Origin of the sequence: Bradyrhizobium sp. AZCC 1577 (genome assembly GCF_036924575.1) — a bacterium.
GTDB lineage: Bacteria > Pseudomonadota > Alphaproteobacteria > Rhizobiales > Xanthobacteraceae > Bradyrhizobium.
Genome location: NZ_JAZHRQ010000001.1, coordinates 2,940,274 through 2,957,477, shown reverse-complemented (window position 1 = coordinate 2,957,477; position 17,204 = coordinate 2,940,274). Strand labels below are relative to the sequence as shown.

Genomic DNA, 17,204 nt, shown 5'->3' with positions numbered 1-17,204 from the left:
CTTGCTAGTCTAGTGGACTGAAATCAGCTCAAAAGCCGTCAGCCGAGAGCGCCCTCAATGCCTGTGGCGGCCCGGGGACGGTTTGACGTCAGTGACTTCTGCCTCTTCGAAGCGCAACATCGCGATCACGCGGTCGCGCACGGCGCCGCGCAGATCGATCTGCACTGCCCAGTCGCCGTGCATCTCGAGCTTGAGGCGGGCCTGATAAGCGCCCTTCTCCGCCTGCTCGGTCGCTTTCACGGGGCGCACGTTGTGCATGCCGGGCATCGAGGGCATGTCCGCTCCAACGGATACGGTCAGCCCCGAGAGCGGTTCGCCGGAGCGCGCGTTCGCAAGCTTGATGGTGCAGTCGTACTCCAGCACCTGCCCGGCCGAGACGCAGGTCACGACGGCCTTGGCGCGCACCTGGCCGTGCGCGGCTTGCGGATAACCGGCCATCAGGGCCGCCACGGCAGCAAGCATGCAAACGATCGTTCTCATCGCGGTCCTCGTCCGGTTCGGGTCGATCCGGATAACGTGTTCCGGAACAATCGGCCAACTCCGTGCACCAGTCGCTCATCAAGCAGGCCGCGTGGACGAACGATCAGCAGCAACGCAACCAGACCGCCGAAAATGATCATGCGGTACCCCGCAAACAGTCGCACCGATTCGAGGAGCCCGACGTCGATGAAGACCCCGAGCAACGGCCCGAGCGCAGTGCCGAGCCCGCCGATCAGACCATAGGCAAGGGAATGCACCCCGAGCATGACATCGAAGGTTCGCGGCTCCACATAGGTGGTCAGATGGGCATAGAGGCCGCCGCCGATCGCGGCGAGCGCGCCGGCCATGCCAGCTGCGAGTACCTTGTAGCGGGCGACCGCAATCCCCTGCAGCGAGGCAAGCGTCGCATCCTCACCGATCATGCGGAAGATGACACCAAGCCGCGAGCGTTCGAGCAGCATGAAGCCTCCGAGCGTGATCGCCAGCACCGCATAGATCAGCATCATGAAATCGAAGGGTTCGATGTTGTGATCGAAGATATAGCGAATATTGCGAAAGCCCTCGGTGCCATTGGGCCCGACCGGTTCGCCGTCGATCTCAATCTGATAACGCACCAGCTCGAACAGGATTCGCACCATCTCGGCGAACGCAAGCGTCGCGATCGAGAACTGAAGTCCACGAAGCCGCAACGTCGGGACCCCGAGCGACACGGCGCAAGCTGCGCCCGCCGCTGCGCCCCAGGCAATGCCCAGCGGAAGCGGCCATCCCCACATCGCGGTAGCCACGCCGGCCGAATACGCGCCGATCGCAAAGAACGCCTGCTGGCCGAAGGAGATTTCGCCGGTGAGCAGCAGCAGATAGGCCGACAGCGCGACGAACGAGATGACGCCGATGTTGGACAATACGCTGACCAGATAGTCGTCCATCGGTCACACCCTGTGCGACAACTCGACGTCGGCCGTGCGGCCGAGCAGGCCGCCCGGACGCGCCACAAGGAAAGCGAACAGCACGAAATAGGCAAACAAATCGCGCACCTGCGGCCCGAACAGCCAGTGGCTGTGCACCTCGACGACGCCGAGCAGCAGTCCGCCGAGCAGCGCGCCGGGTATCGATCCGAGGCCGCCGATCATCATCGCGATCAGGCCCTTGAGAGTTGCCCACATGCCGAACATCGGCGTCACCTGCTGATCCACCGCCAGCACCAGAAAGCCGGCCACGCCGCCGATGGCTGATGCCGCGGCGAACGCCAGCATGACCGAGCGCTTGACGTCGACGCCGACAAGGTTCGCCGCAATCGGGTTGGCGATCACCGCGCGCAGGCCAAGGCCGAAGCGCGTGCGATAGAGCGCGAGCTGCACGACAGCGGCGAGCAGGAGCGCGCCCGCCAGCATGATCAGGTGGTCGGGGCGAACGAGCAATGGACCGATCTCGAGCGCGAGACCGGTCGCAAGCGGCGGAAACGGGTAGGTGTGACGCGGCAGGACCAGAACCGCCGCCTGCTCCAGTTGCATCCAGATCGCAAAACTCGACACCATCGAGGCGATCCCGGCACCGGCCTTCATCGGTGCGAAGCAGAGCCGCTCCACGTAGATGCCGGAGATCACCGCTCCGGCGACAACGCCGGCGGCGACCACGAGCAGCCCGGCGCCAAAGTCCAGATAGAGCACGGTACCGAAATAGGCGCCGATCATGACGGTGGGCCCGTAGGACAGGTTGAGACGCCGCATGACGCCGAAGATAACGGTGAAGCCGAGCGCGAGCAGCCCGTATGACGAGCCGATCATCACGCCGTCGATCGTATTCTGGATGAAATCGATCATCGGCTCCTGACCTGCCGGCTCATCCGGCGGCGCGGCGGGTACCGAGATAAGCCCGCTGGATCACCTCGTCCTCCGCCAGCTGACCGGGCGTGCCCCGGAAGGTGACTCGGCCCTGCTCCATCAGGAAAAACTGGTGCGCCACCTTCAGGGCCATGTGCGCATTCTGCTCCACCAGAAGAATGGTGGTGCCATCGCGATTGAGCGAGGCGACAATGTCGAAGATCTCCGCCACGATAAGGGGCGCGAGGCCGAGCGACGGCTCGTCCATCAACAGCACACGCGGGCGCGACATCAATGCGCGAGCAACCGCCAGCATCTGCTGTTCGCCGCCGGACAGCGTGCCAGCAGCCTGTTCCCTCCGCTCCTTCAGTCTCGGAAAGCGTACGTACATGCGTTCGATATCGGCGGCGATCTCGCTCTTGTCCCTGCGCTGGTATGCCCCCGCCAGCAGGTTCTCGCGCACCGACATCTCCGGGAAGACCAGCCGGTTCTCCGGCACCAGCGCGACACCGCGCGAGACAATTTTCGCGGGCGACAGACCGACCAGTTCGGTGCCTTCGAGCTTGATCGAGCCGCGGCGGGGCCTGAGAATTCCGGCGATGGTCATCATCAAGGTCGTCTTGCCGGCGCCGTTCGGTCCGAGCAGGCAGGTGATCTTCCCGCCCTCGGCCTGCAGCGACACGCCCTTTGAGCGCTTCGATCTTACCGTAAGTCGTGACCAGGTCCGACACGTTCAGCATGATTTCACCTCACCGCGTGCCGAGATAGGCTTCGCGCACGGCCGCATCGTCTTGCACGGCAGCCGGCGTCCCCTCGGCGATCTTGCGGCCGAAGTTCAGAACGGCGATCCGGTCGGCGACCGACATGACCAGCTCGACGTGATGCTCGATCAACAGGACCGTGAACCCGTCATCGCGCATCTTGCGGATGCGGGCATCGAGCTGATCCACCTCCTCGGCATTCATGCCCGCCGCCGGCTCGTCGAGCAGCAGCAGGCTGGGCCTGGCGGAAATGGCGCGGGCAAATTCCAGCCGCCGCTGCTCGCCAAAGGAAAGATTGGCGGCGAGTTCGTGGCGCTTGTGCGCAAGGTCGAAGAATTCGAGCGTTCGCTCGATTTCCGCCTGCACGCCTGCGGAGCCGCCGAACCAGCGCTTGAAGAACATTTCCTGGCGCTGCAGGCGGGAATTCTGCGCGACCCAGAGGTTCTGCCAGACCGACAGTTGCCCGAATAGCCGGATATTCTGAAAGGTTCGTGCAATGCCAAGGCTCACCCGCGCATGGGACGGCAGGTCCGAGATATCGTCGCCGTTGAAGAGAATCCGGCCCGAGGTCAATGGAAGCAGGCCGGAGACCAGGTTGACGATCGTGCTCTTGCCGGAGCCGTTCGGTCCGATCAGGCCCAGGATCTCACCGCGCTTCACGGTCAGATCGATTCCGTCCACCGCGTGGACGCCGCCGAAGTATTTGGCGATGCCCTGAAGGTCAAGCACCGGAGCCCTCCTTCCCTGCGAACAGCATCCGTTTCAGGGAGGCGACGCCGCCTGCGTCGAGAAAGCCGCGCGGCCGCAGGTTCATTGCCAGCACGATCAGCGCGCCGAACAGCAGATTGCGCCAATCGCCGAGAAAGCGCAGGCCCTCGATCAGGAAGCCCTGGATGAAGATGACGGCAAGCAGCGTGCCGAACACGTTCGAAAGCCCGCCGAGGATCGGATAGGCGATGGCGAATGTCGCGAGAATAACGCCGAACTGCACATGCTCGATATGCGTCGTATAGTGCGCGAAGATGCCGCCGCCGATTCCGGCGATGACGCCGCCGATGGTCATGGCTAATACCTTCACCGCCGTGACGTTGATGCCGGAGCTGTGCGCCGCTACCTCGTCTTCGCCGACCGCGCGCATCACGGCGCCGGCGCGCGATTGATCGAGCCACCATAGGCATGCCATCACGATCGCTACCATCAGCCAGATAAACATGAGGACGTCGAAGGTGGACCAGCCATGCTCCGGGAAGTAGCGGATCTGGCGAAAACCTTCGGCGCCGTGCGGACCGATCTTCAGCTCGCCCGCCTGGATCTGGTAGGTGAAATTAAAGAAGAACAGACGCACGGCCTCGCCGAAGGCGAGCGTGGCGACCACCAGCATCAATCCTTTCACGCGCAGCGCCGGGAAGCCGACGGCGCAGGCGGTCAGGCCGGAGACAACGGCGGAAACGCCGAGCGCGGCAAACAGATGCCACTTGAAGATGACGGTGAGGATCGCCGCAACATAGGCGCCGACGGCGAAGAAGGCCGCCTGTGCCAGGCTCACCTGGCCGGTGAGCAGGACGCAATAGGCCGAGAGCCCCAGCAGCGTATGGACGCCGATGACCTGCGCAAGACCGAGATAGAAATCCATGCCTGCCTCTCTCAGTCGCGCCCGGGCGCCCTGGCGAAGATGCCTCCCGGCCGGAACACGAGGAAGGCGAACAAAAGCATCATAATGTAGAGGTCCCGTTCGGTCACACCGCGCAGGAACTGGAACAGGCTCTCCAGCCCGCCCACGATCAGACCGGCGATGATCGCCCCAGGTATGCTGCCGAGGCCGCCGATCACGGTGACAATCAGGCCCTTGACCGTGAGCGGCTGAGCCAACAGCGGCGAGAGCATGCCGATCGCCGCGCCGCTCATGGCGCCGGCAATGCCGCCCAGCATGCCGGTGACCACGAAGGTCAGGACGTTCACTTGCAAGATGCTGATGCCGCAGAGCTGCGAGGCGATCGGCTGCTGCGAGACGGCGCGCGTGGCGATGCCCAGCCTGGTCCGATAAAGCAGCAGCAGGAACAGCACCATGCAGGCGCAACCAAGCACGAAGACGAACATCAGGTCGCCGCGCAGCATGAACGGGCCGAGCCGGATGACCACGTCCGAGTACAGCGCCGGATAGGCCAGCGGCACGCCTTGAGTCGTGTGCACGATAATCTCGTCAATCAGCAACAACAGGCCGACAGTCGACATCAAGGTGGCCAGCGGATTGGCCACGGGGATGAACTTGAAGCCGATGAAATAGACGAGCGCGCCGATCACCCCGCCGCACAGCGCCGCGGCCATGAAGACGATGATGGCCGGCGCGGCGGTGAAGCCGCCGAGAAGCAACAGGCTTCCGTAGGCAGCGCCGATCGACGCTGCGGCATAGGAAAGGTTGATCTTGTGCATCACACCGAAGATGAGCGTGAAACCAATTCCAAGCAGCGCGTAGGTGGAGCCGAACAGCAACCCGTCGGCGACGGACTGCACGGCATCGATCAGATCAAGCAGGTCCACTGCGGCGCCCCCACACTACAGGGTCAAGGTTGACAGGAGGCGGCGGGCCGGTCGGCCCGCCGCCTCATTGACAGCGATCACGACGAAGGCTTGTGGAGGACTTGCCAGCTCCCGTCCTTCGCATGCACGTATAGGTATGGCTTGATCGCTTCGCGGTCGTTGGTGCGTCCGACGCTGCCGAGCAACCCTTTTGTTTCCTTCAACGCGGCCAGCCCCTGACGCATCTTGGTACGGTCGGCCTGCACGGTATCGGGCTTCGCCATGATCTTCTGGCTTTCGATCACGTCCTTTAGGATGAACATGATCTCGTAGGCCGCCGCGCTGTGCAGATCCATGCTGCCGCCTTGCTTGGAAACATTCTCCGCCGCGGCTTTCGCCTCCGGGGTGACGGGTGCAAAACTGGTCGGAATGATGATGCCCTCCGCCTGCTTGGCGCAACCCTGCAGCGTCTCGATACTGGAGGAACTGGTCAGGCCGATCAGGAGTTTCGGCTTCACGCCTTGGCGGTCCATCTCGCGCAGCACCCCGCAAGTTGTGAACGGGTGGGCGGAAATGGCGACGATCTCCGGATTGGTACGGCGCATTTCGCGTACCTGCGTCGAGAAGTTCGTGTCATTCAGCAGCCATTCGCCGGTCCCGAGCAGCTGGAAGCCGTTCTCCTCGGCCTGCTTCTTCATGACGCCGTAGGTGGCATTCGAATGCGCAAAGTCCTTTTCGACGCCGCCATAGATCGTCTTCAGATTGGGGTGCTCCCGCTTCAGCCATGCGAACAGCGATTTGTACATTTCGAGCTCGCTCGGGACGTTGCGAAACGCCCACTCGGAAATCGCAGCGAGGCCGCCCTTGGCAGCGACGTCGGCGAACACGGGAAATTGCAGCCCGCTGTCGGAGGTATCGCCCACCTTCTTCTGCAGAATGCCGAAAAGCGACTCGGCAACGTTCGAGCAGGTCGGTCCGACTGCCACAAAGGCATCCGACGAAGCGATGCGGCGGATGACGGAGATCCCCTCTTCGGCATTGCAGCGGTCATCGAGGAATTCGACCGAAAGCTTCGCTTTCGCGCCGTCGCCCAGGGTGACGCCGCCCGCCTTGTTGATCTCCTCGGCGGCCGCCTTCATGGCCGCCTCGCTGTTGACGCCGAACACGCGGACGACGCCGGATTTGGCGCCGAAGCCGGTGATCTTGACTGTACGCTCCTGCGCTAAAGCGCCGCCCGAAAGACCGGTCATCGTGCCGGCAAGCAGCGCGGCCGCCGCAACATTGACAATTCTCATGGTGCCTCCTCCTGCTGAAAAGCGGGCGGTTTTCCGCCTCCTTGTGGTTGAGAATTTGCAAAGTCGGTCCCGCGTCGCACCCCCTGTGCTTGACCGTCCGCGGACACTGGTGAGCCTGAGGAATGTCACGCCCGTTTGCAAGTCCCTTGTCTTCCAGCCCAGGCTTATGCCGTGCCGCAGCAATCGAATGGCAGGCGAGCCGGCGGCCATCCAACACGACGGGCCGGCCTGTTCGGTGGCTCCCGTTCTTGAAGCGCTGTCCAAGCTGCGCGTACTTCGTCGCGAGATTACAGATTGCTGTCGCATCATCTGAAATGGAATGTGGCGAACTCGTCCGGTGCCGCACGTTCGCTTACAAGCGAATTTTCCGGAGCTTGCGGATCGGCAAATCCAAGCGCCATGCCCGAGAGAATGACCTGATCGCCCGGAATCGAAAGTTCGTCATGCACGATCGAACCGTATTCGCACCACGACTGCTTCGGACAGGTTTCGAGGCCGTGCGCCCTCGCGAGGATCATGACGTTCTGCATGAACATTCCACAATCGAGCCAGGAGCCGAGGAGAAGAAAGCGGTCCATGGCAAAGAACAATCCGACGGGGGCGCCGAAGAATTCGAAATTCCTCAGCATCACGCGTTTGCGGCCCTCCCGGTCATCCCGCGTCAAGCCATGCAGCCTATAGAGATCAAACCCGATGCGCCGCCGGCGGGATAGATAGGGCTCCTTTAGCGGCGACGGCATATAGGCATACTCGTCGGAACGAGCACCGACATGTACTGCTGCGAGAACGCTCCGGGAAAGCCGATCGCGAGCGGCCTCCATTGCAACGTAGACTTTCCAGGGCTGGATGTTGGTACCGGACGGGGAGCGCGCCGCATCAGCCAGGATCGTTCGTACCGTCTCCAGGGGCACCGGCGTCGGGAGAAAGTTGCGCACAGACCGACGTCCGGCGACAGCTTCTCTCACCGTCAACTGTCGACGTTGACCCGCATCCCGCATCGCACTGATACTCTCGGTGTTCAGGTGCATGGCGTTCTTCATTACTTCGGATCAGCGCCGCTTCATTGCCACAAGCTCGTCACGCCGCTTCTGCCTCAACACGAAGCGCTGCACCTTGCCGCTCGGCGTCTTTGGCAGCAACTCGACGAAGTGGATGTTTCGCGGATAGGCATGCGCCGCGTAGCCGACCTTCACCCACTGCTGAAGATCTTGAACGATGTCCGTCGAGGGCTTCACGTCCGAGCGAAGAACCACGAATGCTTCGAGAACCTCGCCGCGAATATCGTCCGGCACCGCAATCACGGCGCACTCGCGTACCACAGGGTGAGTGGCCAACACGGATTCGACCTCAAAGGGGCCAATCCGATACCCGGCCATGATGATCACGTCATCGTCCCGCGACGAGAAGTGAAAATAGCCGCCCTCATCCTTCCAGCCGACGTCGCCGGTCAAATACCAGCGCCCTGCCCCGGCAAACTTTTCGGCGCTTTTTTCCGGATCGTTCAGATATCCCGTGAACCAGGCCAGAGGGCTTCGCGGCACTTCAACGGCAACCCTGCCAAGCTCTCCATCCGGAGCGGGAGCATCCTCATGCTGCTGCAAAACGAGAACTGCCCAACCCGGCATGGGCATTCCCATTGACCCGTCCTTGAGCGGTCTCTTCAAAGCGGGATGGTGGTGGTTGTTGATGAGCATGCCAGCCTCGGTCTGTCCGTAATGGTCATGAACGGGCACACCCAACGCACCGACAGCCCACTCGTTGACCTCTGGCGTAAGCGGTTCTCCCGCGCTCGAAGCACAGCGGAGTTGCAGGGTGCGTGGCGCGGCGACTGGGGTGGCGCGCAACGATCGATAGACGGTCGGAGCTGCAGCAAAGTTCGTTACTTTGTAGCGAGACAGAACTTCGTATGTAGCTTCAGCGTCGAATCCGCCTTGCAGAAGGAGGCTCGGGATGCCCGTCGTGAACGAGGCAAGCACGCCGAAGTACAAGCCGTAGGCCCAGCCTGGATCGGCGGCGCACCAGAAAAAGTCGTCGGAGCGCAGGCCGAGCCCGAACTCGGCGTAAGCCTGAAAGCCGGCGAGCGCCTTGATCGGCACCACCACGCCCTTAGGACGACCGGTCGTACCCGACGTATAGATGTGGATGAGCGGCGCATCGCCGCCGAGAGAGGCGGCTGGCCATCCGGGGGGCTTGGCGGCAAGGAGTTCTGCGAAACGGAGCGCAGCGGGCGGAACGAGGTGCTCTGGAGCCGTGGTAATGATCTGCCATGATGCATCAGCGGGAATTTCGGCGCTGGGCGCCAGTTTGGCCTGTTGGTTCTCATCGCACACGACGACTTTCGCGGCACTCCCCGCCAATCGCAGCGCAATGGCAGAAGGCGCAAAAGCCGTAAACAACGGCACGTGAACAGCTCCGAGGCGCCAGATCGCCATAAGCGTTACGAGATACTCGATGCTCTTCCCCATCAACGTGGCCACCCGATCGCCGGGACATACACCGAGATCTGCCAATCCTGAGGCCAGACGCTCAGAAGCGGTGCGCAGGTCGCCGTAGGTGAGGTCCGCAGTGTCCAAGTCGGCGCCCACCACGCGATAGGCGAGAGCGCTCGGGGGGTGGCGATCACAAAGAAGGTAGGCTGCGCTCGCGCGCTCGTCGCTGTAGCGCGAAACGAGCTCGCGAACGCGGTCGAATAGATCCTGGCTTTGCGTTGTCGTTGGCAACGATGCCTCCCCTGAGCGCGCCCTTACACACAATCTCGATGGCGACTGCCGCGGCTTAGGGTCGGGTAACGGACGGTGAGAATTTGCATTCTACCAGTATTATCGTTTCCGTCACCTAATGTTCTAGTTACACGGCGACCACTATTGATTTCATATTTTCATCAAAACTAGAATTGTAATTCTACCATGTCAAGTGGCAAGATGCGTCACTTGCTGCGGATTGCCAAATTCGGTCTTCGAAATGGGAAATTGCGACTCGGGCTCGAACAAGCCAATGATTCTGCGCGTAATCATCGTGTGCCTGATGGAGAAGTGATGGCTCGCACTCGCCCAATCAAGCAGGCCGACAGCGCTCGTTTGCGTGCGCCGTCGCCCGAAAGGCGCGCTGCCATCCTTCGGGCTGCCCGCAACCTAGTGGCCGACGTTGGCTTCCGCGACGCGCAAATGGCTGCGGTGGCCGAAGCAGCCGGTATCGCGCTTGGAACGCTGTACCGTTACTTCTCCTCGAAAGCAGAGCTGATGATCGAGGTGGTGGGCTATGTTTCCCAGCGCGAGGTTGACGCGGCGGCGGGCGTGGCCATGGGCGATGGAAGCGCTGCCGAGCGGCTCGCCTTGTCTGCCTGGACGTTTGCAAGTCGTGCCTTGCGGGGTCGCAAACTTGCCCATGCCCTGGTGGCTGAGCCGGTGGAGCCCGAGATCGAAGCGGCGCGTCTCAAGTATCGAAAGAAGCTCGCGAGAGTCTTCGAAACGGTTATCGAGCAGGGCATCCGGGACAAGGATTTTCCCTTGCAGGACGTTCATGCCGCAGCATCGTGCATCGTCGGTTCCTTGTTTGAAGGATTGGTCGGTCCACTTGCCTCAGACAACCTCACAACCGATCGCGAGCGGCACGACCACGCTGTCGCCATAGTGGGCTTCTGCTTGAGGGGCGTGGCAGGACGAAACGAGACCTTCACGCCACCTCTGCGTGAGGTAGTGTAGCCAGGGCGATGCCGGCAGCATCTGGATCGGCATCATCAACGGCTTGCTCAAGCTGGTCCGCCTTGCCAAGACGCCGCCAGCGATCAACAATGACGCCTTGCCGGCAATGGGGACGCGGTTTGGTATATGCTCGGCGCCCTTGTCTAAGAACCGGATCGGACGGCGCGCGCCGACGCTTCGCCACAGCTCGGGCGCCGCGGGAGGAGCAGCGATGGTACGATCACCGCAAGGCAAGCGTGCGGCACGGCCGAAGCGAACGATCCCCAGGCCCACACGCAGGACGCGTGCGGCGAAGTCCAATCGACGGTCGCACGACGGGGCCGGCAACGGCGTGTTTTCTGGTCTCGGCCGCAGCGAAGCAAACTTCGCCCCGCTCACGCCCGTTTCGTTCCTGCCGCGCTCGGCCGAGATCTATCCGGATCGGGTCGCGGTAATCCACGGCGAGCGGCGGTACAGCTATCGCCAGTTCTATGAGCGCGCCCGTCGCCTCGCATCGGCGCTTGCGGGCGCCGGTGTCAAGCGCGGCGATACCGTCTCGGTCATGCTGCCGAACGTACCGGCGATGCTCGAGGCGCATTATGGCGTGCCGATGCTCGGCGCGGTGCTGAACGCCATCAACACCCGTCTCGAGGCCGCAACGATCGCCTATATTCTCCAGCATGCCGAGGCGAAGGTATTGATCACCGACCGCGAGTTCGCGGCGCAGGTTGGTCCTGCGCTTGCGACGCTGAAAAAGCGACCGCTGGTGATCGACGTTGACGACGAGCTCTATACCGGGCCCGGCGAGCGGCTCGGCAAGGTCGAATACGAGGCGTTCATCGCCACGGGCGATCCGAACTTCGCCTGGAGTGCGCCGGCCGACGAGAGCAGTGCGATCGCGCTCAATTACACGTCCGGCACCACCGGCAACCCGAAGGGCGTCGTCTATCATCACCGCGGCACTTTCCTCGAGTCTGTCGGCAACATCATGGCTTGGCCGATGCCTCCGAAGCCGGTCTATCTCTGGACGCTGCCGATGTTCCACTGCAACGGCTGGTGTTTTCCTTGGTCGGTGGTGGCGATGAGCGGCACGCATGTGTGCCTGCGCAAGGTCGATCCGGCGCTGATCTTCCCGATGATCGTCGAGAACGGCGTAACGCACATGTGTGGCGCGCCGACGGTGCTGACGATGCTGACGTCGGCGCCGGCCGAGCAACTTCGCCGATTCAACCATGTGGTGGAAATCCAGACCGGCGGTTCGCCGCCGCCGGCCAAGGTGATCGAAGCGATGGAGCAACTCGGCTTCCGCGTCACGCACATCTACGGCATGACAGAGCTGCAGGGTCCTTCGACCTATTGCGCGCCGCAGGATGACTGGTCGGTGCTGCCGCTCGCAGAACGCGCCGGCTTCGTCGCGCGCCAGGGCGTCCGCTATCCCGTGGTCGAAGGGCAGATGGTGGCCGATGCCAGGACGCTGAAGCCGGTGCCCCGCGACGGCCGGTCGATCGGCGAGATCATGGTTCGCGGCAACACGGTGATGCTCGGCTACCTGAAGGAGCCGAAGGCGACGTTCGACGCCTTCCGCGGCGGCTGGATGCACACCGGCGACCTCGCGGTCGAGCATCCGAACGGCTACGTGGAGATCAAGGATCGCGCGAAGGACATCATCATCTCGGGCGGCGAAAACATCTCCAGCGTCGAAGTCGAGATCGCACTCTACAAGCACCCGGCGGTGCAGCTCGCCGCCGTCGTCGCGCGGCCGGATTCGAAATGGGGCGAGACGCCCTGCGCCTTCGTGCAGCTCAAGCCAGGCACTCAGGCGACCGAGGACGAGATCATCGCCTTCTGCCGCGACAGGCTCGCGCACTTCAAGGCGCCGAAGTCGGTGGTGTTCGGGCCGCTGCCGACGACTGCAACCGGCAAGGTGCAGAAATTCACGCTGCGGGAGCGCGCGCGAAGCCTATAAGAAGTAGTGGAGGACATGGTCCTTCCACACGCCAAGGTCTTCTGGCCCCGGATCGGGGCAGCAACTCAGATGAGATAGCGCAGCCTTACAAGGGACCGTCAGGTCCAGGGTCCAATCAGACCGACAACGAGGAGGAGGAGGAAACAAATGCGACCATTATCGAGCTTCGGGTTGCGCGCGGCCCTGGCCGCGTTCGTCTTTCTGCTGGCGGCGCCGGCTTCGCTGGCGCAACAGCCCATCAAGGTCGGCATCGTGACATTCCTGTCCGGTCCGGCCGCTGGTCCGTTCGGGATTCCCGCCCGCAACGCGGCCGAGCTGACGGCCGAGTTGCTCAACGCAGGCACCGTACCCGCACCCTATACCCAAAAGGGCTTCGGCGGAACGCCGATCGAGCTCGTCATCATCGACGAGGCGGGTGGCCCGCAGAAGCAGGTGGCCGAGTATCGCAATCTCGTGCCAAGAGTCGACATCGTGATCGGCTATATCTCGAGCGGCGATTGCCTTGCGATTGCGCCCGTTGCCGAGGAGCAGAAGAAGCTCACCGTCCTGTTCGACTGCGGCACGCCGCGCATCTTCGAGGACGCAAGCTACAAACATGTATTCCGCACCGGTCCGACCGGCACGATGGATAACGTGTCCGTTGCGCTTTATCTGGTGGAGCGCACCCCCAACGTAAAGTCGATTGCAGGCCTCAATCAGAACTATGCCTGGGGTCAGGACTCCTGGGCGGACTTCGAGAACGCCATGAAGACCCTCAAGCCTGGCATCGAGGTGAAGACCTCGCAGATGCCGAAGCTTTTTGCGGGTCAGTTCGGCGCCGAAATCACCACGCTTCTCGGTAGTGGGGCGGAGGTGATCCATTCCAGCATGTGGGGCGGCGATCTTGAGGGCCTCGTGCTGCAGGGCGCACCGCGTGGCCTGTTCGAGAAGCACAAGGTGGTCCTGTCAGCCGGCGAACCGGCCATCAACAGGCTGGGCACGCGGATTCCGGACGGAACCATTCTGGGGGCGCGTGGTCCGTTCGGACCGTTCGCACCGGACACTGATCTCGCGCGCTGGCTGAAGACCACCTACCAGGACCGCTACCACGTTCCGCCGAACTATGCGTCCTTCAAGATGACGCAGGCAATCCTCGGCGTGAAGGCGGCCTACGAGAAGGCCAAGGGCAGCGGCAATGGGGCACCCGACCAGGACAAGATCATCGCTGCGCTCGAGAACCTGACCTTCGAAGGCCCCGGTGGGCCGGTGAAGATGGCGCTCGGCAAGGGCCACCAGGCGATCATGGATGCCGCTGTCGGCACGACCAAGGTCGAGGGCGGTGAGCTCAAGATCGTGGATGTCGCACGCTATTCCGCGGACAAGGTGAATCCACCCGACGGCGTGAAAAGCGAAGCCTGGATCAAGTCTGGCCTCAAGAAATAGCAATCAGGGACGGCAGCTCTGCAGGCTGCCGCCGCTTCGCTTCCAATGAGCACCATCCTGCCTGTTGCCTTCGACGGCATCGCCTACGCATCCTGGCTGTTCCTGATCTCAGCCGGGCTGACGCTGATCTATGGCGTCATGCGCATCCTCAACGTGGCCCACGGCAGCCTCTACGCCCTGGGCGCCTATGCGGCCTGCTCGCTTGCCGGCGCATGGCTCGGTGGTGGACTGCCGGCGGCCGGCAGCTTCGCCATGCTGCTGCTCGCGGCCGTCCTCGTCGGCTCCCTCGTCGGTCCGCTGATCGAGCGTGGCCTGCTGCAGTGGATGTACGGAAAGGACGAGGTGGTGCTGGTCCTGATCACCTATGCTGTCTTCCTGATCATGGAGGACGTGATCAAGCTGGTGTGGGGCGTGGACTCGCTGCTGCTGCCCGAGCCCTACGCGTTGCCCGGAAATTTTCAGCTCGGCGGCCTGCCTTACCCCGTCTACAACGTACTGCTGATCGCATTGGCGCTGGCGACCGGGCTCGCCGTTGCCTGGGCGCTCTATCGCACACGCCAGGGCAAGGTGCTGCTCGCCGTCATCCACGACCGTGAGATGAGCATGGCCATGGGCATCAACGTGAGCCGGGTCTATCTCGCCACCTTCGCCATCGGTGCGACGCTGGCGGCGCTCGGCGGAGCATTCACAGCGCCGACGATAGCCGTGACGCCCGGCATCGGCGTGGAGGTGATCGTGCTCGCCTTCGCGGTGGTGGTGATCGGCGGTCTCGGCAGTCTCGGCGGAGCGGCGCTCGGCGCGCTTCTGGTCGGCCTCGTCCGCTCGGCCACGGTGCACTACTGGCCGGAGGCCGAGCTGTTCTCGATCTACACGGTGATGGCCATGGTGCTCATTGCGCGCCCGAAGGGACTGTTCGCGGCGCAGGAGGCGCGCAAGATATGAAGGCTGCAATCGTCGCAATCGCTTCTCTCGTCGCGCTGACAGCGTTGGCTCTGCTCTCGCCGCAATGGCTGGTGTTCATGGCCATGCTGGCGCTCGCCAAAGGCGTGGTGGTGCTTGGGCTTCTTGTGCTGATGCGCACCGGGCTCGTGTCGTTTGGGCAGGGGCTGTACTTCGGTATCGGCGCCTATGCGGCTGCGCTGCTCTCGCATCATCTGCATGTTGCCGATGCGGCCGTGATGCTGCTCGCAGGCGCCGCTACCGCTGGGTTGGTAGCCGCTCTGCTGGGACTGCTGCTCGCTGGGTATCGCGACATCTTCTTTGCCATGCTGTCGCTGGCATTTTCGATGATCCTGTACGGCGTGCTGGTGAAGAGCGCCGCGCTCGGCAGCACGGACGGGTTCAACCTGCATGCGCGCACATTCTTCGGAGTTGCCTTGGCGCCCGGCGTGGAGCGGCGGGTGTTTCTCATTGCCGGCGCGGTCTGTGCAGTGGTTGTGGCGCTATTGGTGCACAGGCTGCTGGGCGGACACTGGGGACGGTTGGCCACCGGCGTGCGCGACAACGAGCTGCGGGTGGCCTATCTCGGCGCCTCGCCCTACCGCGTGGTGTACGTCAACTACCTGATCGCGGGTGCCATGGCGGGCCTGGGCGGCGCCCTCGCGGCACTCGCGGTCGGCCATGTCGATCCCGAGATGACGTATTGGACGACCTCAGGCGAGTTCGTGTTCATCGCCATCCTGGGCGGCATCCAGAGCATTCTGGCACCGTTCATGGCGGCCACCATCTTCGAGGCTCTGCGCACGATCGCCAGCCAGTACGCGCCCAACGTGTGGCAGATGTCGCTCGGCCTTGCCATGCTGGCCATCATCATGTTCCTGCCGGCCGGCCTATGGACGCTCGCCGAGCGGCGGCGGAGGTCCGCATGAGTGCGGTGCTGACTGCAGAAGGGTTGCAGAAGAGCTTCGGCGCCGTGCGGGCGGCAGCCGATATCAGCCTGACGTTCGATCCCGACACCGTCGTCAGCCTGATCGGTGCCAACGGCGCCGGCAAGACGACCTTTCTCAATATGGTGACTGGCTACCTCAGGCCCGACAGCGGGCAAATCCTGTTCGGCGAACGCGACATCGTGGGCCTCAGCCCGCGCCAGATCACCAAGCTCGGCATCTCACGCTCATTTCAGATACCGCAGCTCTTCAATTCGCTGAGCGTCCGCGAGAATCTGCTGGTCGCCGAGAGTATCGCCGCGACTGACAATCCGCAGGCTGCGACCGATGAGGCGCTGGCGCGGTTCGAGCTCGCTCCCTATGCTGCGCAAAAGGCCGGCCTGTTGCCCGAAGGAATCCGCAAGCTGCTCGACGTTTCCATGGCGCTGTCCAGCCGCTCCAAGCTGCTCCTGCTCGACGAGCCGACGAGCGGCGTCTCCGCCGACGAGAAGTTCGCCATCATGGACGTCGTGATGAGCGCGGCGCATGTCGCCGGGGTGACGGTGATCTTCGTCGAACACGATATGGACATCGTGGCGCGATTTGCGGGGCGCGTGGTGGCGTTCTACGACGGCAGCATCATCGCGGACGGATCGCCCGACACCGTGCTGCGCGCAGAGAACGTGCGCCGCTACGTGATCGGCGAGGAGATACCCCATGCTGCGGCTTGAGGGTGTCTCCGTGTCAATCGGGGCGGTGGCGATTCTGCGCGACGTCGATCTCGAGGTCAGCGCAGGGGAATTCGCCGGCCTGATCGGGCGCAATGGCGCAGGAAAGACCACCCTGTTGCGCACCATCATGGGGCTGCAGGCGCCAGCGTCCGGACGGCTCGACTTCGAGAGCCGGGAGCTGGCGAACTTGCCAACCTACCGTCGCGCAGGGCTCGGCATCGGCTACATGCCGGAGGACCGGCGGCTTGTGCCGGATCTGTCGGCGGAGGAGAATATCCTGCTGCCTGCCTGGGCCGCGGACGCGGACGACGCAAAGGTGCAACTCGCGCAAATCTACAACACCATCCCGGAGCTGACGACCTTGCGCGCGCGCAAGGCCTTGCAGCTCTCGGGCGGCCAGCAGAAGCTGGTGGCCTTGGGTCGGGCGATGATGGCGGGGCGCAAGCTTCTCTTGCTCGATGAGCCGTTCGAGGGCGTGGCGCCGGTGCTGGCCCGGCGTCTGGCCGAGGTGATCGCGGGGCTGCGCAAATCCGGATTGTCGGTGATCCTCGCCGAATCCAGCATGACGCACGCGCATGGCCTGCTCGATCGCGTGTTCACCATTGACCGCGGATCGGTAGGCGTGAGGAGTTGAAGAGGAACGCGCATGCCGGCAATGCGAGCGGCG

The 17,204-nt window shown here is 63.3% G+C and carries 16 protein-coding genes and 1 pseudogene; 7 read left to right on the top strand and 10 right to left on the bottom strand.

Annotated elements, in window-relative coordinates; all coding sequences use genetic code 11:
• Positions 1 to 54: 54 nt before the first annotated feature.
• The 10 genes and pseudogenes from V1278_RS13730 to V1278_RS13685 all read right to left on the bottom strand — a co-directional run bounded on the left by V1278_RS13730 (position 55) and on the right by V1278_RS13685 (position 9,593).
• A complete protein-coding gene (locus V1278_RS13730; RefSeq protein ID WP_334364124.1) occupies positions 55 to 480 on the bottom strand; it encodes a FixH family protein in 426 nt (141 codons plus the stop codon).
• A complete protein-coding gene (locus V1278_RS13725) occupies positions 477 to 1,406 on the bottom strand; it encodes a branched-chain amino acid ABC transporter permease (RefSeq protein ID WP_334381102.1) in 930 nt (309 codons plus the stop codon). The genes V1278_RS13730 and V1278_RS13725 overlap by 4 nt, the downstream gene beginning before the upstream one ends.
• 3 nt (positions 1,407 to 1,409) lie before the next feature.
• On the bottom strand, positions 1,410 to 2,300 hold the full coding sequence (locus V1278_RS13720) for a branched-chain amino acid ABC transporter permease (protein ID WP_334364126.1): 891 nt from the start codon (positions 2,298 to 2,300) through the stop codon (positions 1,410 to 1,412).
• Between the two features lie 19 nt (positions 2,301 to 2,319).
• A pseudogene (locus tag V1278_RS13715) lies at positions 2,320 to 3,040 on the bottom strand (ABC transporter ATP-binding protein).
• A 9-nt stretch (positions 3,041 to 3,049) separates the two neighbouring features.
• Positions 3,050 to 3,790, bottom strand: a complete 741-nt coding sequence (locus tag V1278_RS13710; RefSeq protein ID WP_334364128.1) for an ABC transporter ATP-binding protein — start codon at positions 3,788 to 3,790, stop codon at positions 3,050 to 3,052.
• The gene (locus V1278_RS13705) at positions 3,783 to 4,694 is read right to left on the bottom strand and encodes a branched-chain amino acid ABC transporter permease (RefSeq protein WP_334381098.1); all 912 of its coding nucleotides are present in this window, start codon (positions 4,692 to 4,694) and stop codon (positions 3,783 to 3,785) included. The genes V1278_RS13710 and V1278_RS13705 overlap by 8 nt, the downstream gene beginning before the upstream one ends.
• An 11-nt stretch (positions 4,695 to 4,705) precedes the next feature.
• Complete coding sequence (locus tag V1278_RS13700; RefSeq protein WP_334381097.1) at positions 4,706 to 5,599, bottom strand: branched-chain amino acid ABC transporter permease; 894 nt, start codon at positions 5,597 to 5,599, stop codon at positions 4,706 to 4,708.
• A 77-nt stretch (positions 5,600 to 5,676) separates the two neighbouring features.
• Positions 5,677 to 6,873, bottom strand: coding sequence for an ABC transporter substrate-binding protein (locus tag V1278_RS13695; protein ID WP_334381096.1), 1,197 nt, complete (start codon positions 6,871 to 6,873; stop codon positions 5,677 to 5,679).
• A 305-nt stretch (positions 6,874 to 7,178) separates the two neighbouring features.
• Entirely contained in the window at positions 7,179 to 7,871 is a 693-nt protein-coding gene (locus V1278_RS13690; protein ID WP_334384170.1) for a nitroreductase, read from the bottom strand.
• A gap of 51 nt (positions 7,872 to 7,922) precedes the next feature.
• Positions 7,923 to 9,593 carry an AMP-binding protein gene (locus tag V1278_RS13685; RefSeq protein WP_334381095.1) on the bottom strand — a complete coding sequence of 557 codons (1,671 nt, stop codon included), beginning with the start codon at positions 9,591 to 9,593 and terminating at the stop codon, positions 7,923 to 7,925.
• 210 nt (positions 9,594 to 9,803) lie between these two features.
• On the opposite strand from V1278_RS13685, the gene V1278_RS13680 reads away from it, so the two are divergent.
• The 7 genes from V1278_RS13680 to V1278_RS13650 all read left to right on the top strand — a co-directional run bounded on the left by V1278_RS13680 (position 9,804) and on the right by V1278_RS13650 (position 17,171).
• Positions 9,804 to 10,574, top strand: a complete 771-nt coding sequence (locus V1278_RS13680; protein ID WP_334381094.1) for a TetR/AcrR family transcriptional regulator — start codon at positions 9,804 to 9,806, stop codon at positions 10,572 to 10,574.
• Positions 10,575 to 10,785: 211 nt separating this feature from the next.
• Entirely contained in the window at positions 10,786 to 12,519 is a 1,734-nt protein-coding gene (locus V1278_RS13675; RefSeq protein WP_334381093.1) for an acyl-CoA synthetase, read from the top strand.
• Between the two features lie 147 nt (positions 12,520 to 12,666).
• On the top strand, positions 12,667 to 13,941 hold the full coding sequence (locus V1278_RS13670; RefSeq protein ID WP_334381091.1) for an ABC transporter substrate-binding protein: 1,275 nt from the start codon (positions 12,667 to 12,669) through the stop codon (positions 13,939 to 13,941).
• Positions 13,942 to 13,986: 45 nt separating this feature from the next.
• Positions 13,987 to 14,883 (top strand): branched-chain amino acid ABC transporter permease, encoded by an 897-nt coding sequence (locus V1278_RS13665; protein WP_334381090.1) that lies wholly within the window; start codon positions 13,987 to 13,989, stop codon positions 14,881 to 14,883.
• Positions 14,880 to 15,809, top strand: a complete 930-nt coding sequence (locus V1278_RS13660; RefSeq protein WP_334381089.1) for a branched-chain amino acid ABC transporter permease — start codon at positions 14,880 to 14,882, stop codon at positions 15,807 to 15,809. The genes V1278_RS13665 and V1278_RS13660 overlap by 4 nt, the downstream gene beginning before the upstream one ends.
• Complete coding sequence (locus tag V1278_RS13655) at positions 15,806 to 16,537, top strand: ABC transporter ATP-binding protein (RefSeq protein WP_334381088.1); 732 nt, start codon at positions 15,806 to 15,808, stop codon at positions 16,535 to 16,537. The genes V1278_RS13660 and V1278_RS13655 overlap by 4 nt, the downstream gene beginning before the upstream one ends.
• Complete coding sequence (locus V1278_RS13650) at positions 16,524 to 17,171, top strand: ABC transporter ATP-binding protein (protein WP_334381087.1); 648 nt, start codon at positions 16,524 to 16,526, stop codon at positions 17,169 to 17,171. Before V1278_RS13655 ends, V1278_RS13650 begins: the two co-directional genes overlap by 14 nt.
• The last annotated feature ends 33 nt before the right edge of the window (positions 17,172 to 17,204 follow it).

What these genes read in the sequence shown, in the direction of transcription:
- V1278_RS13725 (WP_334381102.1), bottom strand. Translation starts at nt 1,406, where the DNA reads ATGGACGACTATCTGGTCAGCGTATTGTCCAACATCGGCGTCATCTCG.
- V1278_RS13655 (WP_334381088.1), top strand. Translation starts at nt 15,806, where the DNA reads ATGAGTGCGGTGCTGACTGCAGAAGGGTTGCAGAAGAGCTTCGGCGCC.
- V1278_RS13730 (WP_334364124.1), bottom strand. Translation starts at nt 480, where the DNA reads ATGAGAACGATCGTTTGCATGCTTGCTGCCGTGGCGGCCCTGATGGCC.
- V1278_RS13665 (WP_334381090.1), top strand. Translation starts at nt 13,987, where the DNA reads ATGAGCACCATCCTGCCTGTTGCCTTCGACGGCATCGCCTACGCATCC.
- V1278_RS13720 (WP_334364126.1), bottom strand. Translation starts at nt 2,300, where the DNA reads ATGATCGATTTCATCCAGAATACGATCGACGGCGTGATGATCGGCTCG.
- V1278_RS13675 (WP_334381093.1), top strand. Translation starts at nt 10,786, where the DNA reads ATGGTACGATCACCGCAAGGCAAGCGTGCGGCACGGCCGAAGCGAACG.
- V1278_RS13690 (WP_334384170.1), bottom strand. Translation starts at nt 7,871, where the DNA reads ATGCGGGATGCGGGTCAACGTCGACAGTTGACGGTGAGAGAAGCTGTC.
- V1278_RS13705 (WP_334381098.1), bottom strand. Translation starts at nt 4,694, where the DNA reads ATGGATTTCTATCTCGGTCTTGCGCAGGTCATCGGCGTCCATACGCTG.
- V1278_RS13695 (WP_334381096.1), bottom strand. Translation starts at nt 6,873, where the DNA reads ATGAGAATTGTCAATGTTGCGGCGGCCGCGCTGCTTGCCGGCACGATG.
- V1278_RS13650 (WP_334381087.1), top strand. Translation starts at nt 16,524, where the DNA reads ATGCTGCGGCTTGAGGGTGTCTCCGTGTCAATCGGGGCGGTGGCGATT.
- V1278_RS13660 (WP_334381089.1), top strand. Translation starts at nt 14,880, where the DNA reads ATGAAGGCTGCAATCGTCGCAATCGCTTCTCTCGTCGCGCTGACAGCG.
- V1278_RS13670 (WP_334381091.1), top strand. Translation starts at nt 12,667, where the DNA reads ATGCGACCATTATCGAGCTTCGGGTTGCGCGCGGCCCTGGCCGCGTTC.